The sequence below is a fragment of the Arcanobacterium hippocoleae genome (assembly GCF_031456295.1).
GTDB lineage: Bacteria > Actinomycetota > Actinomycetes > Actinomycetales > Actinomycetaceae > Arcanobacterium_A > Arcanobacterium_A hippocoleae.
Genome location: NZ_JAVDUJ010000001.1, coordinates 131,025 through 146,779, shown reverse-complemented (window position 1 = coordinate 146,779; position 15,755 = coordinate 131,025). Strand labels below are relative to the sequence as shown.

The 15,755-nt window shown below is 48.3% G+C and carries 10 protein-coding genes and 1 pseudogene; 1 reads left to right on the top strand and 10 read right to left on the bottom strand.

All coding sequences use genetic code 11. The features are described from left to right. The 8 genes and pseudogenes from J2S36_RS00720 to J2S36_RS00685 all read right to left on the bottom strand — a co-directional run bounded on the left by J2S36_RS00720 (position 1) and on the right by J2S36_RS00685 (position 9,790). Entirely contained in the window at positions 1-843 is an 843-nt protein-coding gene (locus J2S36_RS00720; RefSeq protein ID WP_309954566.1) for an NAD kinase, read from the bottom strand. A 339-nt stretch (positions 844-1,182) separates the two neighbouring features. Continuing rightward, a pseudogene (locus tag J2S36_RS00715) lies at positions 1,183-1,923 on the bottom strand (TlyA family RNA methyltransferase); the annotation flags it as partial. Positions 1,924-2,044: 121 nt separating this feature from the next. Beyond that, on the bottom strand, positions 2,045-2,218 hold the full coding sequence (locus tag J2S36_RS00710) for a hypothetical protein (protein WP_309954564.1): 174 nt from the start codon (positions 2,216-2,218) through the stop codon (positions 2,045-2,047). A gap of 174 nt (positions 2,219-2,392) precedes the next feature. Then, positions 2,393-3,427 carry an HAD-IIA family hydrolase gene (locus J2S36_RS00705; protein WP_309954561.1) on the bottom strand — a complete coding sequence of 345 codons (1,035 nt, stop codon included), beginning with the start codon at positions 3,425-3,427 and terminating at the stop codon, positions 2,393-2,395. 36 nt (positions 3,428-3,463) lie between these two features. After that, positions 3,464-5,026, bottom strand: a complete 1,563-nt coding sequence (locus J2S36_RS00700; RefSeq protein WP_309954559.1) for a hypothetical protein — start codon at positions 5,024-5,026, stop codon at positions 3,464-3,466. Between the two features lie 268 nt (positions 5,027-5,294). Further along, positions 5,295-6,779, bottom strand: coding sequence for a sensor histidine kinase (locus J2S36_RS00695; RefSeq protein ID WP_309954557.1), 1,485 nt, complete (start codon positions 6,777-6,779; stop codon positions 5,295-5,297). Next, positions 6,779-8,536 carry an ABC transporter transmembrane domain-containing protein gene (locus tag J2S36_RS00690; RefSeq protein ID WP_309954555.1) on the bottom strand — a complete coding sequence of 586 codons (1,758 nt, stop codon included), beginning with the start codon at positions 8,534-8,536 and terminating at the stop codon, positions 6,779-6,781. Before J2S36_RS00690 ends, J2S36_RS00695 begins: the two co-directional genes overlap by 1 nt. 27 nt (positions 8,537-8,563) lie before the next feature. Beyond that, a complete protein-coding gene (locus J2S36_RS00685; RefSeq protein ID WP_309954553.1) occupies positions 8,564-9,790 on the bottom strand; it encodes a hypothetical protein in 1,227 nt (408 codons plus the stop codon). A gap of 507 nt (positions 9,791-10,297) precedes the next feature. Here J2S36_RS00685 and J2S36_RS00680 point away from each other — a divergent pair. Next, positions 10,298-11,764, top strand: coding sequence for an amino acid permease (locus J2S36_RS00680; protein WP_309954551.1), 1,467 nt, complete (start codon positions 10,298-10,300; stop codon positions 11,762-11,764). Positions 11,765-11,866: 102 nt separating this feature from the next. Here J2S36_RS00680 and gnpA read toward each other — a convergent pair whose 3' ends face one another. Continuing rightward, positions 11,867-14,068, bottom strand: coding sequence for a 1,3-beta-galactosyl-N-acetylhexosamine phosphorylase (gnpA, locus tag J2S36_RS00675; RefSeq protein ID WP_309954549.1), 2,202 nt, complete (start codon positions 14,066-14,068; stop codon positions 11,867-11,869). 154 nt (positions 14,069-14,222) lie between these two features. Further along, positions 14,223-15,716, bottom strand: a complete 1,494-nt coding sequence (locus J2S36_RS00670) for an arylsulfatase (protein WP_309954547.1) — start codon at positions 15,714-15,716, stop codon at positions 14,223-14,225. Between the last annotated feature and the right edge of the window lie 39 nt (positions 15,717-15,755).

The following is a 15,755-nucleotide window of genomic DNA, read 5'->3' as shown; positions in this document are numbered from 1 at the left end:
CTAATTCAAACCTTCCGGAGTGCCCCGCCAACCAGCTACTGGCAGCCTGAATTTTGCAACTAACCGCTCTGAAAATGGTGCATCATTGATGCGCACTAAATTTACTCGTTCGCGTCCGCGAGTCGCAAGGATCTGTGCTCCTTGCGGAGCTTTCAAAACTCGGCGTCCATCACAGCTGATCTGCGCCTGCTCTGAGAGTAAATAAACTTCAATCTGCGAATCAGGTGCTACCACCATTGGTCTAGTAAAAAGGGCGTGGGCAGCAATCGGAACAAGCGTCATTGCTTCCACATCGGGCCAGACGATTGGTCCGCCTGCAGAAAAATTATATGCTGTGGAACCAGTGGGCGTAGAAAAAACCAAACCATCAGTTTTGAAGGTAGAAACAGCACGCCCGTCTACCGCGACCCCGGTTTCAATCATTTTTGCAGGCGGGATCTTTTCAATCGAGATTTCGTTCAAAGCCCATCCGGTACTAACTTTTCCCGCATTTGTGGTGACGGTAACGTCGATCGTCATGCGTGAATCAACGGTCCATGCATGTTCTTTGATTACTCGCACAACTTCATCGAAAGAATCGCTTTCCACTTCAGCCAAGAATCCGACATGCCCATAGTTGATCCCGAGAATCGGTGTTTGCATCCCGTGCACGATTTGCGCCGCATGCAGGATCGTACCGTCACCACCGAATACTGCGATCAGCTCTACTGAATCATCAATTGGTTCAGTGCGTGCATCAAGTACTTGGATTCCAGCTGCTTCAATTTGCTTACGAAATTCTTCAGTAGATTCTTGCACATCTGAACGCCAGGCGTGATTCATGAGCGCAATTTTTCGTACCATTATCGTTCCTCCTGCAATTCTTGCTGTTCACTAACGATATTCGGCTACTATTGCAGTTGCCTCTGCCGTATTACTCATCCGCTGTTTGTGTGCTGTGATTTCGGCATTGACTGCTGCTTGTAATTCTAGTGGGAGTGCAAGATCTGAAACTTGCGTAAGCTGTTTCCCTGCAGGCCCACTATATATCGCTGCAGCTATTTGCGCACTAACTTTCTCACCCAATTGTCTAAGATACTCCGTCGCAGAAGCTAAATCAGGATTAGATTCAATAGAGCCTTCCGGATTTTGTGGCAGAGTTCCTTTCAATGCACCGGTTTTTTCCGGCTTATTATCTGCAAGCTGAAGATGTAAGAAATACTCAACATTTCCAGCTGGCCCTGGGAGCGGCGAAGGCGCAACAGCTTTAATCGCTAACCCGGATTCACGGGCAGCGCTTGCCACTTTGGCTACCGCACGAAAATGCAGGGACGGATCGCGCACTACCCCGCCAGTACCGAGTTGGGATTTGCCAACCTCAAATTGTGGTTTTACCATCAACAAAAAATCTGCTTGCGCAGCCGCGCACTGTACTAATGCTGGGAGCACTAATGTAAGTGAAATAAATGAAAGATCACTCACAATCAATTGTGGTGCAGGAGTGACGATTTTCGGATCAAGTGTGCGCACATTCGTCCGCTCAATTACCGTCACGCGTTCGTCTTCTCGTAAGCGCCACAGAATCTGACCATAGCCAACATCCACAGCATAAACATGCTGGGCACCGCGCCTTAACAAGACATCTGTGAAACCTCCGGTGGACGCACCAGCATCAAGTGCCCGTACTCCACTTACTTGCGGAGCTTCCGCTCCGAGATAGCCTAGTGCGCCAAGCAATTTATAGGCTCCGCGAGAGGCATATTCTTCTTGCGGTGCTTCTTTCACTAATAGTGCGCTTGCACGGCTCATTTGCCGTGCAGCTTTCGTCACTTTCACCCCATCAAGAAATACGCAGCCATCTTGAATCAGCTGTGCAGCTTGTGCACGAGAGCGGGCGAGATTCCGGCGTACCAGCTCTGCATCTACGCGAATCAAATTTCCCATCGCTTGCGCTAATTCCCTTCTCTGCACATTATATTGCTGTATATTCACAAATCACACGAGGTTTTATTCAGCAGCCTGTAATACTCTAGGCACATGATTCATCGCTTTCATGCTCCCGTGTTTATTGACGGACCCTGCTGAGTTCGGTGGTAAGTGCATTATGAATCTTTTCGAGCACCTCGATCTGTATTTCCCGTTCATTTTCAGCTAGTTTTTCCAAAGCACGTTTTACATCAATACCGGACCCTGGTTTTGCTTTCACTGCTGCTGGCAACGCCTTTGCCTGATTTGACACCGCATTCCTCGATTCTCACTGATCCGCAGCTTGCAATAACTCTCGAAGCTATTTCACTGCAGCTATTTATATTTTGTCACGGATTTGTGGTGAAGTTCTTTTGGCAACGATATCTGTGGAATAAAATGTACCCATTCTAGAATGTGGATACTTAATTTTGCGCACGTTACTAAGCTACCGGAGAACCTGAAATTCGGGGATGATCCGGGAAAGATCTTCGATCTCATAGTGCCCTGTATCAATCAAATTCCACGCAAGATGCACAATTGCGCGATACTGATCCAACGTAACTCCAGATCCCACCTTTTTCTCGTCCACGTAAATCGTATCTGCAATAATTTTTGCAATACTCTGCCCCACGCAAACACTGCCGTCATCTAATACGCACACTTCCGGATATGGCACAAGCAAATCAAGCAGATCCAAGGCCAGGAAATTTGGACGTTCAGCAGGTGCGGCAAGTGCCACATCACGACCAGTGTTTACACCAGTTAGTACATGCACGGACGGGATTTGTGCGTTAACCGCTCCAGCAATATCTGTATTGAGCCGATCCCCAACGGCAAGCACATTGACTAATCCCGTATGTTTATGCGTAAATTCGTAAATGTAGGAAGCTGGCTTCCCCGAAGAAATCGGCTCCACTCCAGTAGCATTACGTACCGCCGCAACCAGCGAACCATTGCCAAGCATTTCGCCACGCTCTTTCGGGATAGTTGCATCAATATTCGTCGCAAAATATTGTGCACCAGCTTTGATTGCCAGGCATGCCTCGGAAAGCTCACTCCAGCCGACATCTGCACTGAGCCCTTGAATGACGGCAATAGGCTGCTCATCTGCTGAATCCACCTGCACAAAATCCGCAGCAGCTAAAGCCTGCCTGATCCCATCGCCACCAACCCGCAACACTCGCGCACCAGCAGGCAGGATCTGCCGCATCTGAGCGGCACTTGACATCGCCGAATTGACCACCATCTGAACTTGTGCCGGAATCCCGATCCGATTCAAATGCGCTGCTACTACCTCCGGAGAGCGACCCGAATTATTCGTGATGAAAGCTAAATGCTTACCGAGTTCTTTTACCTTCGTCAATGCTTGCGGTGCATTCGGTGCTGGCACCTCGCCGAGATAACAAACTCCGTCTAAATCAAGGAAAAGCCCATCATATTCGGCAATCAGCGGATCGGCTTCGTTTGAAATTTGATTCATGGTTGTTTCCCTATATTCACCTATGGCTTTGCTCCCTTAGCTTAGTTCTTCAGGAAACTCTGCGTCTGATGCAAGTTCGGCTTCCCAATCAATATCAGCATCATCCAAATCAAGTTCGGCTTCCGCAGCTTCTGCAGCTAATGCGATTTGTAAATTCGCAGACTCCGATTCTGTTTCATCTGAATCCGTGTTTGCGGCATTATCTGCACCCAACTCATCACCGTCTGCTGCAATCTCATCAGGTGTTTCTGCCACGTCGGCAAAAAGCTCAGCAAAAGCTGCATGATCAAATTCTGCATCTAGCGCATCCGAATCGCTATTCTCAGCTACTTCAGGTTCGTCAGCGAAAACTTCTTCTAAATCAAGCACCATCATTTCTTTTTCAGCATCGCCCTGATAAATGGATGCCCATTGCGCACGTAGTGCATCGGCTTGCGCTTCGCGTCCGAGCTCTGTTAGCCGATCAGCGCGTACAAGCTCAACGCGTGCCGCAAGTTCCGGCGCAAGATTTTGCACCAAAATTTTGTTTATGACGGCTAGCCCGCCTTCGCTGTCTCCTAAATCTGCTCGCGCGCCAGATGTAACTAATGCTAATTCAACCTTTGCTTCTGGATTGAGCCGAGCGAGTGGAATTTCTGAAATAAAACGCAGTGCTTTTTCTGAGCGTCCCATTCCGCGTTCCGCATCAGCTTCCATTGCTACATGCGTATAATCATTACTCATCCGTCGATATGTGCGCAGCTCGGAAAGTGCTTCTTGATAGCGTCCCGTCACGTAAGCGGTAATTCCGAGAGCTTCGCGTACCACGTCTACGCGTGCTGCACGATTAAAGGCGGCCTTTGCATGCCGATATGCTACCTCAGGATCAAGATCAAGCATTTCTCCGGCGTACGCGAGATGCCGTGCAACGATTTCACTGTTTTCGCGGTTCAGATTACGCAGATGCGCGCGCGTATGAGGATCAAGCGATTCCGGTGTGATCGACTGTGGAATTTCGTTGATCAGCTCTGCCCGTTGATCGCGGACCCCGCGACTGTCTTGACCGAATCTTTCTCCGCCACGATGCCCCCGTTGGCGTTGCGGATCCGACCCTTTTTGTTGCCGTGAAGGATGCTGCCCTCCGGTACGCTCGAATCGTTCCCGATCCTCGCGATTTGAGCGCTGCCAACGGTTTTGTTCTGTTTCATGCCGACGCGTAAATTTCCGCTCTCTGCCACGGTGATCTTGTTCATTACGGAATTCACGATCATTGCGTCCGCTCCGATCATCGCGTGCGCTATCCCATTGCTGGTTTCTCCGCCCGGAAGAATCTCGCTTTTTGCCCCAAGATTCGTTCTGATTACGACGACCATTAAAGTCTTGCCGCGAATCGTCAGCTGCTTTCCAACGACGACCACCATTACGCGCTTCTCGCCCACTATGACCGCCGTCACGAGAAAATTCATTACGCTCATTGCGCTGCCATTTTCCGCGCGAACTAAATCTTTTCTCGCCACGTTCAAAATCTCGCCCGGCTCCGCTTCGCCCGCCAGCAGATTTCCAACCTGAGGATTTGCCTCGCTGTGAGCTTCGATTATTATTATGCGTATTTTCAGCCATCTGATCCTCAAGTTTCAGTTATAAAAGAACGATTTAGCAGCTGGTGGGGATTTTTTGCAACAATCCCCGAATACTGCTATTAACAGTGCAATTCTACATGGCGAATCAGGAGTTCGCGCAATACTGGTTTTGTTGCTTCACCCACTTAGCTTGGGGTTTCAGGCGCATTTAAGCTCTTGCTGAAGGAAAATTCGCAGATCTATCAACTTTGTATTTTATTTACGCTGCGTCTCCCCCCCCCCGCCCGCTAAAATGACGGCGCAATATTTTATTCTTCGCCCGCAAACTCAGCAGGCAGCTTGATTCGCACCGTAGTTGCATATTCGCTATTCCAGGCAAGATCCGCGCCTCGCTCTGATTCGCTGCATGAGATAACCTCGATCTGCCCACCCATAGCGTGCACAATCTCATTTGCTACTGCCAAACCAAGCCCCGATCCAGGGGCAGGATCATTACTCGCCGTTGCGAAGCGATGCAGGATATCAGCACATTCTGCACTTGGAATACCCCGACCATAGTCAGAAATTTCCAAAACTGCCCAGGATTTACTTTCCGCGGTAAGCAAATCGAGCCGGAAAGTGATCGGCTTTTTCTGCGGAGCATCTGAGATTTCAAAATTATGCTGCATCACTTTGACCGCATTTTCCACGATCTCATCAATTGCCTGACGGAGGCGTGCCGCATCAGCTTGCACCGTCACCGGCTCCGTGGAAGGCAAATAGTTGATCTCCACACCGCTATTTTGCAGCGAAATGCGTTCATCCCAGTCTGCTATCACTGAAATTACCAGTTGCTGCAGATCAAGTTGTGCTCCGCTGCTCACATAATCTCCACGCGATACACGCCCAATCAATACCAAATCCTCAATCAACTGCCGCAACCGATCGACCTCTTGCAAGGCATCTTTCTGATCAGCAGCAGAATTTGTTTCGAGTTTTCCTTGAACCATCGTAATCGGGGTACGAATCGCGAAAGTAAAATCCTCAACGAATCTCCGTTCTTCAGCCAGAGCATCTTCACTTAACTGCACTAAACGATTCGCATTCCGCGCAAGCAAAGCATAATCTTCACTTCCTGAAAGTGGAAGACGCGCAGTACCCTGTTTCACGGCTTTTTCGACTTCTCGCTCAAACTTTACGGTATGCCCCAGAATTTTTCCCGAAACCCAGTAAGCAACTGTACCAATTGCAACCAGAATAATTGTGCCAAGCAGCAGCAACATCAGCAGTTGCGATTTCAGTTTCGTTTCAGCCTGTTCATGAAAAATCACCAGGGCGATCGTGCCAGATTTATTTGCAGCATCTATTTCCACTGATTTCCAGGTGTATTTACCATAATTCGGATCCGCACCTTCACCATTCCCACCAGGAACTGCAATCTGCTTGCGTGTATCGGGGCTTAACATCGAAAAACTTGGCGTCTGCGCACCTGCTTGTTCACTGATCATCCCCTGATTTGCGATCCCGCCTACAATCAACTCAGACTCATCTGCTACCTGCCGCGATAAATACACATCAATGAATCTCTGTACGTCAGCGAATTTTTGCCCGGTAGCCGGATCAATACCAGATTCGGAAAGCACCACGATTTCGGCAGTCTCCTGCTCAAGTGATTTGTCAATGGCACGATTCATCTCGATCCGCATACTCACCGAGATCACGGCGATCAGGAGAATCAAACCAAGTGCAACTACCCCAACAAGCCATGCGACTACTCGCCCACGGCTCACTCCGGTGCTTTTCCTGCGCTTCATTATTCGTCTTCTTCCATTTCATTTTCATTCGCAAAATTCTGATTCGCCAATACCGTTACTGCTCTTTGTACAGCTGCACCGAACGGGTCAGTACCTGCGCCTTTGATATGCGTGCTCCATCGCCGCGGCGCAATTGTATTTCTCCGATCTGATGCGAGGATCAAAGTAGCAGCAAGCTCATCTACATTCCAGACGTCATAAGTATCCATAATTGATTCTGGCTGCGAGGAATACACCACTACTACTCCTGGATAATCAGCAAGTAGTTGCCGTAGTTGTTGTTTTCCATCAAAATCAAGTTGATCGTCCACTTGATTTAAGATCAGCAACGGAGGCGTACCTGCGATCGCGCGCGCAATTTTTACTAAGGCTCTTTGCGCCACTGTTAAAGGTTCTCCACCCCGGCGTAAAACCGTCGCTTCACCTTTTGGAAGTGCCCCCACCACATCTGCAAGCCCTACTTTTTCCAGTAAACCCCGCACATCCACATCAGAGTTTGGATTGCGGTATCGAATTATTCTTGAGATCGAGCCGCGTTCAAGCGGCACATCACGGGATGCGATCCCCACTAATTTGCGGACGTCTTGAGCGGTCATCGCATATAAGTGTTTTCCAGCTACGCAAACCCACGAATCAGGAATCGGGCGATCGGCAATTATCTCTTGCAATACACACTCGACGCGCGCTGCAGACTTCCCGGTAAGTAAAATCCGGGCACCTGGCCGCGCCACAAGCTCCGGAATCGAACCATACTCATCGCGAATATCAGCAATATGCACAACCCCTTGGGAAAGCCCACTGTGGTCGCCAAAATAGCGCATTCGCTCCCGCGCTTGCCGCTGACGTTTCTCGCGTTGGGCAAAAGCCTGTGCATTTTCGATCACCGGAATCAAGATCCGAATTGCCGCACGATAATTCTGGCGATATTCTCCCACACGCCCCAAATCGTTGATTGGTGCTGCCAACATCCCGGCAATAAAAACTGCGGTAGTGATCGTCGCGCCTGTCGTTCCTGCCTGCGCTCCAACTACTGCCACTAACACCGATAAAATCGTGGTAATCGAAGCAGCCGATCCGCGCATCGTGCCAGAAATAAATGCCCGTCCACGGGCTGCGCGCTGTAATTGCAGTGAATGCTGATCGATCCGGTTTACTTCCCGTTTGATCCCACCAGATGCGCGAATCGCTTCTCCAGCAGTGACGGTATCAGTAATATATGCAGCCATCCGTCCACGAACTTTGCGTAGTTTTCCAGCTTTTTGCAGAAATAATCGCGAAAGTACCCACATTAGCGCAGCAAAAATAGTAAGTGTAACGATAATGACTACACCGATTTGTGGTACGAGCAGAAACATTCCGACGATGATTCCACCAATCAATGGTCCGCCCACCACGATCGGCGCAACTCCCAAGGATACCCAATTTTTCACTGCCGTGAGATCGTTGGTAGTGCGCGCGATCGTAATCCCCAAGCTGGTCTGCCGCGCAGGTGCAAGAGCCGAAGTGATCAAAAGCCTGCGCACCTGGCGCACGTAATCTTGCCCAATTTCTTCGCAAACTACACGTTCGATAATTCGCGCTACGCCAATCAGCGCAGCTGCCACCACTAGTGCAATGGCAAGCGGAATATTGCCTTGACGGTGCAGTATTTGTGGTGTCTCGATTGCTACCGTCACTGAAAGAATGGCTTGAAAGAAACCGAGAAAGGCAAGGATTGCAAGGTATATCCGGCGTCTGCCAACAAAAATTTCAGGCATTTTCTTTACCGTTCAATACCGTTTTGGTTAGTTCTCGACGTCGATGATCTCCCGCCGCTGCAACAAGCGTTTGCCGATCACTTCAAGCGCCGTCGAAGCGTTACATAAATCGAAGGTTGGTACGATCGGCACATCTATTACTGCGCGGGCTTCGGCAGTGATCAACGGTGCAGAGGTGAGTCTGCCAGAAACAGCTACCAGCGGTAAACCGGCATTTTGCAATAGTGCCGTGCCTGCCGCTGCTGAGAGTGCCTCACCGCACGCGAAAAGCACTTTATCTACCAGCTCCCCAAAATCTGCATCGTTCACTAATGACGATGTTTCGCCCTGATAGACACCATCAGCAATTTCGATTACTACTGCATCTGGATCGTCACTCGAAAGTACATCTACCATTGAAAAGAGGATGTCTTTCACGCCATCGAGTGAAACCTTATATGTTGAAGGTAATCCGAAATCAGTAAAGTCGATTACCCGATCGGCACCAGCATCCCGGAAAAGCCCTGCATCATTGCCTGCGCCCGTGCCCGTGGCTTTTCCAGCATTGACGGTAAGCCCAGCATTAACGAGTCCGTTTACCAAGCATCCAAGCGTGGTAGATTTACCAGAGTTCATCGAGGAACCGAATACAAAAATTACAACCGGACGCTTTTTGCGCGAATTGAATGATTCATGCGCTTCACGCCATGGGCGGATCGTATGAGAAGCTACACGGCGCATATTTACCACGCCTGCAGCATCACAAATCAGCCCCAGCGGTTCGATTACCGTTGCCGGGTTGATTGCTTCGTGCTTTTCAATCACCCGCCCAGCCATTCCGCCGGCAGCTACGAGATTCGTGTAGTTCAAATTCCGTGGAACCTCTGCCAAAAACTGATCCGGCGCATAGCGGTCACCGTATGCGACGATGATTTCATCACCCGCAAATAAATTCCGGCGGCGTGAATTGTGTGATTCTAAACGCTTATGTTGCCCAATTGCCACCACACGCGCAAGCACAAAGTCTCCTACTTGTGGAGATACTTCGGAGCCGCGCCGGAGCGTGAAATCTTGTTTATTGCTCTGCCGAAGCATCTCCAGAAAATCACGTGCATTATAGGATTTCTTTGCACGCCGCAAACGCTTCGGCTCAAGTGGCACTTCTTGCACTCCTTTATACACGTGTCCTTCAGACGGAGTATCAGAAATATGCCGGTGATCGCGTTCAAGCTCGAAAGCAGCACGACGGGTCAAATCAGATGCAGATATAGACATGATTCCAACTTTCTGTGAAGGCTCAAACCAGCACATTCGAGATTCTGGCGAGCAAACTCGATGTATGTTTATGCGTACATTATCAATAATTCACAATAAAGAATAAACGAACAACGAGAATCTATCGCACATTTATGAATAGCAGGTTAACAATCGCAGGTGGATTTTTGCAGAAATTCTCAAAAGATGGGATCAGCCAGCGGCAAAATGGATCAGCTGCCGCTGTGCCACAAATCAGTAATCCACTAATTTGCACGGATTTTTTGCAAGATGTTGCATTTGAAACACACCTTTATTCGCGCACTAGCACAAAAGCAGAGTAAACTCAGTGCGGTATATATTTTTCAAAATAGTTTTCAAAGACTAAAAAATATTGCATATCAATACTGGCACCGATTTGCTGTAAGCGATAAAAAATACCGTGTGTTAATTTATATGCAGCAATGAAAGCTCAGCTTTGATAGCTGCCACTTTCATGGCAGAATTTAGTTTTCTGACGGAGTAAGCATGCAAAATAACGAACTTGCAGCACAAGAATTGAGTGCCGCAAATCCCCAAAAACATTCCAAACAAAAGCTCGAACGAGGTCTTTCCAATCGCAATATTCAGCTAATTGCACTTGGAGGTGCGATCGGTACTGGTCTTTTCATGGGGTCAGGAAAATCGATCCACTTAGCCGGTCCATCGATCCTGCTTGTTTACGCGATTATCGGTATCGTGATTTTCCTGATCATGCGTGCCATGGGTGAAGTACTCTTGCATAATCTCTCCTATAAATCCTTCCAAGATTTTGCTGGCCACTTGCTTGGCCCATTTGCTGGATTTCTCACCGGCTGGAGTTATTGGGTGCTCTGGGTCCTGATTGCCATTGGCGATATGGTAGTGGTAACCGGATACTTTGATTTCTGGATTCAAAATACAACAATTTCGGCAATCTGCACCGTTGCGCTCTTGATCGCGTTACTTATTTCAAATCTTTTAACTGTAAAACTTTTTGGTGAAATCGAATTCTGGTTTGCATTGATTAAAATCGTGGCAATTCTGGCCTTGATCTTAGTTGGCGGCGCGATGGTTGCAACGGGCTTTGCAGGATCGAATGGTGTAGCAGCGTCCTTTACCTATCTCTGGTCGCATGGGGGCTTCTTCCCAACTGGCGCAACCGGATTTTTAGCAGCTTTCCCAATTGCAATTTATTCTTTTATTGGCACTGAATTGATTGGCACGACAGCAGCTGAAACACAAGATCCACAAACCACGATCCCGCGTGCAATCAACGCTGTACCGATGCGCATTGTGTTTTTCTATGTGCTTTCCTTGGCAATCATCATGTCGATCACTCCCTGGGATCAAATTGATCCGCAGCAGAGTCCATTTGTGAATGTATTCAATCTGGCCGGGTTAGTAGCAGCAGCCTCAGTAATGAATTTCGTCGTACTCACCTCGGCATCTTCCTCAGCAAATTCCGGGATTTATTCTTCATCACGGATGCTTTACGCGCTCGGGCTCACCCGGCTTGCATCGCGCAAATTCGGCCGACTCGGAAAACACCGCGTACCATCACGCGCGCTTGCCCTCTCAGGCGGTTTGATTTTCCTTTTCGTACCGCTTTTGTGGCTTGGAGGTTCAGTGATGGACGCTTTTGCGCTCGTCATGGATGCTGCTTCTACTTTGATTTTAGGAATTTGGGCACTGATCGTACTCGCTTATCTTAAATATCGAAAAGTTTACCCCCAAGCACATGCAGCTTCGTCCTATAAGATGCCCGGTTCTTCCTGGACGCCCTACCTCTGCTTAGCCTTCATTATTTTCATTGGCGCGCTTTTGACCATTGATCCAAATACTCGTGCCGCATTCTTATTAACGCCAATTTGGTTTATGATCCTTGGCGTAGCCTGGATGTTCCGGAAGAATGCTGACACCGAACTCGCAGCAGCCAGCTCAAAAGCAGATCCACATCGGATCGATGAAGCATAAACTTACACATACCTGATTACAATTCTGGTGGCTAATTGATTACCAATATCGCCACCAGAATTGTGATCAATTAACTTTACGAAGCGAAAGTATCAACTCGCTCTAAATCTCGTACCAGCAAATCTCGTTTGCTGCCAATTCCAGATTGAAAGTACTTCCGTCGCCACGATAAATCGTGGTACTTTGTGGCTCGTAAGTATTGTTTACCACGCAATACTTCCCATTTTCCACATATGCGTGTACTTCCACGTTATAGTTCGACGAAAACCAGGTATGCAGCTCATCTTCGCTGTGATCTGCCCAAAGTACTGCACGGTAAAGAAGCCTTGCATTCTCAAATGAATACGGCAAACCGGAGATATAAACTGCGCGTCCTTGACCGTACTCATTTACTGCCAGCTGCACTTCCTTTTCCTTTTGGACCAGAATCTCTGCACCCGCAAGAGCGTAGATCGACTTCTTCCCTTCCCCAAAATCTGGCAAATGATGATTTCGAGCAGGCTTTCCTGCCCCGTCAGCCTCAGCAGCTGCGTCTTGTACATCAGCAAGAATGAAATGATCGCGATGCTCATCCCAATTGTATTTATCGTACCCCAGAGTAAAGCCAGTCTCTTTTTCCACCCCAAGCGCGCTTGCCAGCTGGAAGAAGTGCCCTTGATATTGATGCCCTGACGGCTCGCCAACACCGATAAAGCCTCCACCACGATAAATAAATTCACGAATTGCTGCAACTATTTGCGGATCAGCCCAGGCAGCACCGCCAGTGTGTGCAGTATCAGCATCTCCTACATTAATGATCACATCGATATCTGCAAGTACACTCGCATCTGCCCGCAGATCGTCAAAAGAAATAAACTTAACATCAAAAGGCGCACCGGAAAGTGCTTCGATCACTCCCGCATAAGCATAATTTTGCCGCTGGTAGAGTGCATGGTGCACCATATGTGCACCCCAGGCACGAGCTTTCCCCCAAGAGTTCAGTACTGCTACTGTTTTCACGCAGTACGGCGTAGTGCCTTCAATATTTGTATAAAGCTCACGAAATTCATTTGCCACTGATTCTACATATTCCACAAACTTTGGAAACTTATATGCAAGCTTCAAATATCCGCCATAGCCGATTCGATCAATTGGCGATCGCAAGATCGCACGGCGTGCAGTGACCCAGTTTTCTTTTGCTTCAATTACCGGATCAGCTCCGTCATAGAAAGAATCTGGGAAGAAATATGGCAAGAATCGCCCTTCCGTATAATCTACTCCTTGGATATCTGAAATCAGACGAAGTGTGGAACCATTACCTACTGAACCAACTATTGCATCAACACCAGCCGTCTGGAATTCCTCCATAAACGGTTCAGTACCGATCCAGTGATCACCGAGGAACATCATTGCTTCTTTACCATACTCGTGGCAAATATCTGTCATTTCCTTTACCAGCTTTGCTACTTCTCTGCGCTGGAAGGCTTGAAAATCAAGAAATTCTTTCGACGGCACACGATATTGGTTATTGTAATAGCCTTGGTCAATAATAAATTCCGGACGGAACTTATACCCTACTTCGGTCTCAAATTGTGCGAGGATATAAGGCGATACTGAAGCTGAATAACCATACCAGTCAACGTATTTTTCGCGGCGTAATTCATCAAAGACGAGCGTAAACTGGTGGAAGAAAGTAGTAAATCGCAGTACATCTACGTATGGATGTTCTTCGATGAATTTACGCAGACGGCGCATTGACCATTCGCGGGTCTTCGGCTGACGCACATCGAATGTGATTTGATGTTCGACGTCTTTCCAGTCATTGACCACAGCGTTATACATATGCACTGGATCCCAAATCAAGTATGCAAGGAAAGAAACCGTGTATTCGTGATATTGGATCGGTGTAGAAATTACCACTTCTCCAGTTGCTTCATCATATTCCCATTGATTTGGTGCTAATGGTGCTCCAGTAGTGCGATCAACAACTTCCCACCAGCGTTTGATATCATCGCGTGTATTTGGCTCCATTAATTCCGGAGAAATCCCTGCCATCAGTTTGATTCGCAGTTCTCCTTGCGTAGCCAGATGGAATGCCGTCATTAAATATGACTGCTGTACTTCTTCCGGGTTCGCCTTTGCCCATTCATTATCTTTTCGCGTGGTGTAGTACGTTTTATAAATTTTTGCGCCGGTATCAGCTAACTCCTGCGGGAAATCGGTACCATCAGCATCTCGAATTGCGTCAGCACCCCAGCGCTCCATTAGCTCAAGGGTTTCGGGTACTACATCAAGATCAGTTGGAATAGTTAAGCGTCCATTCATTGGATCCTCCTTCGATATTGTTATTGCCGATATTCATTAATATCTATTTATCTATTGACCAGCACAACTGGTCAAAATTCGGTTAGATTATACTTTTCGCGGTATTTTCCGCCGTCTCCCAAAAGCTTTTACGCATTCAGCAGTTTATGACATCTTAATTTCGCCCGCTTTGCAGCTGTTGCACCCATGCAAATTCATTCACCACTGGGCGCCCGGCTACCAGCTTTCCATCTTCTACAAATCCTTCTTCTCGTCCAGTCAGATACGAAATCAAGCACTCCCGCCACCGTTTTATTTCTGCCTGATAAGCGGCATCAGCAATCAGATTCTCAAGCTCTTGCGGGTCTGCTTCCAAGTTAAAGAACTGTTCGAGCCCTGATCCGGAGAACCAAATAAACTTTCGTTTCCCATCCGTCACCCATTGCATTGATTCTTCTCCGAACACTTCATAAAAATGTTCCCCATGAATCTCGCTACGCCATTGTGCTTCAGCACACTCTGCCCGTAATAGTGGTAGCACGCTCTGCCCGTCAACGCTATCTGGAATTGGTACGCCTGCAAGATCAAGCAGCGTGGGCATCACGTCACGCAATTCGACCACAGCGCCCGAGGTTGGAACCGTTTTCTCACCTGGCAGCTTGACGATAAACGGCACATGTGCACTTCCTTCATACCCGACAGATTTACGGTAAAAATTATGATCTCCGAGCATATCGCCGTGATCAGAAACAAATACAAATGCTGTATGATCCAGCAGATCAAAGTCATTCAATGCTTCCATCAGCCGGTTTATTTGTGTATCAATATGGGTGATCGAACCGTAATAGCCACGAATTGCACGGGCTCGCACTTCTGGGCGTTGCACCCCGAATTTTGCTTCAGCCGCTGCATCATCGCGATACTCATCCCAAACTTTGCTCCACTCTCCTACCGGCGGATCCGGGATCTTTGCCTCACGATACTGGTCAAATGCCCACTGTGGTGGATCATAAGGGGCATGCGGACGGTGCCAAGATAGATAAAGGAAAAACGGATCTGTAGGATCACGCCGATAGAGCCAATCAATTGCTTCGTTCATCACCCAGTTCGTCGGATGGTAGGCTTCTGGTTTATCCCAAGGACGGGTTACGATCGAATTACAGCCGATCCCATGATCGGTTTCAGCTGCAGCTGCCATCCCCGGCTGGCGTTGCAGCCACGGAAGATAGTCGTCGATTAATGCAAGATTCCGCCCATGCTCACGACGTGCATAATGCAAATAGCCGTCATGCAGGCGGACATCATCGAATCCTACGCGATCTCGTTCCGGGTAAACATGCATCTTACCGATAGCTTGTGTCTGATAGCCAGCTTTTCGTAACTCGCCCGGCAAGGTAATCGGATATGCCTCGCCAAAAGGAATTCCTTCCGTATAGCCGACCCTTCCATGCCGTTCCTGACTCTGCCCAGTGAACAGCGCTACCCGCGCCGGTACGCATGTAGGCGTTGCAGAGTATGCGTGTGTAAACCGAGTGCCATTCTTTGCAAGTGCATCCAGATATGGCGTATCAATGATCGGATTCCCAGCGCATGACATTGCATCTGCACGCATCTGATCAACGCAAAGCAAAATCAGATTCAATGGTTTTTGCTTATTTTGCGTTTCCATAACCGCAATCAGATCCTTTCATCATTAGCTGTTTTCAAT

Excerpts from the sequence above, each read along its gene's own strand:
- J2S36_RS00685 (WP_309954553.1), bottom strand. The coding sequence starts at position 9,790 with ATGTCTATATCTGCATCTGATTTGACCCGTCGTGCTGCTTTCGAGCTT.
- J2S36_RS00690 (WP_309954555.1), bottom strand. The coding sequence starts at position 8,536 with ATGCCTGAAATTTTTGTTGGCAGACGCCGGATATACCTTGCAATCCTT.
- J2S36_RS00670 (WP_309954547.1), bottom strand. The coding sequence starts at position 15,716 with ATGGAAACGCAAAATAAGCAAAAACCATTGAATCTGATTTTGCTTTGC.
- J2S36_RS00695 (WP_309954557.1), bottom strand. The coding sequence starts at position 6,779 with ATGAAGCGCAGGAAAAGCACCGGAGTGAGCCGTGGGCGAGTAGTCGCA.
- J2S36_RS00680 (WP_309954551.1), top strand. The coding sequence starts at position 10,298 with ATGCAAAATAACGAACTTGCAGCACAAGAATTGAGTGCCGCAAATCCC.
- gnpA (WP_309954549.1), bottom strand. The coding sequence starts at position 14,068 with ATGAATGGACGCTTAACTATTCCAACTGATCTTGATGTAGTACCCGAA.
- J2S36_RS00720 (WP_309954566.1), bottom strand. The coding sequence starts at position 843 with ATGGTACGAAAAATTGCGCTCATGAATCACGCCTGGCGTTCAGATGTG.
- J2S36_RS00705 (WP_309954561.1), bottom strand. The coding sequence starts at position 3,427 with ATGAATCAAATTTCAAACGAAGCCGATCCGCTGATTGCCGAATATGAT.
- J2S36_RS00700 (WP_309954559.1), bottom strand. The coding sequence starts at position 5,026 with ATGGCTGAAAATACGCATAATAATAATCGAAGCTCACAGCGAGGCAAA.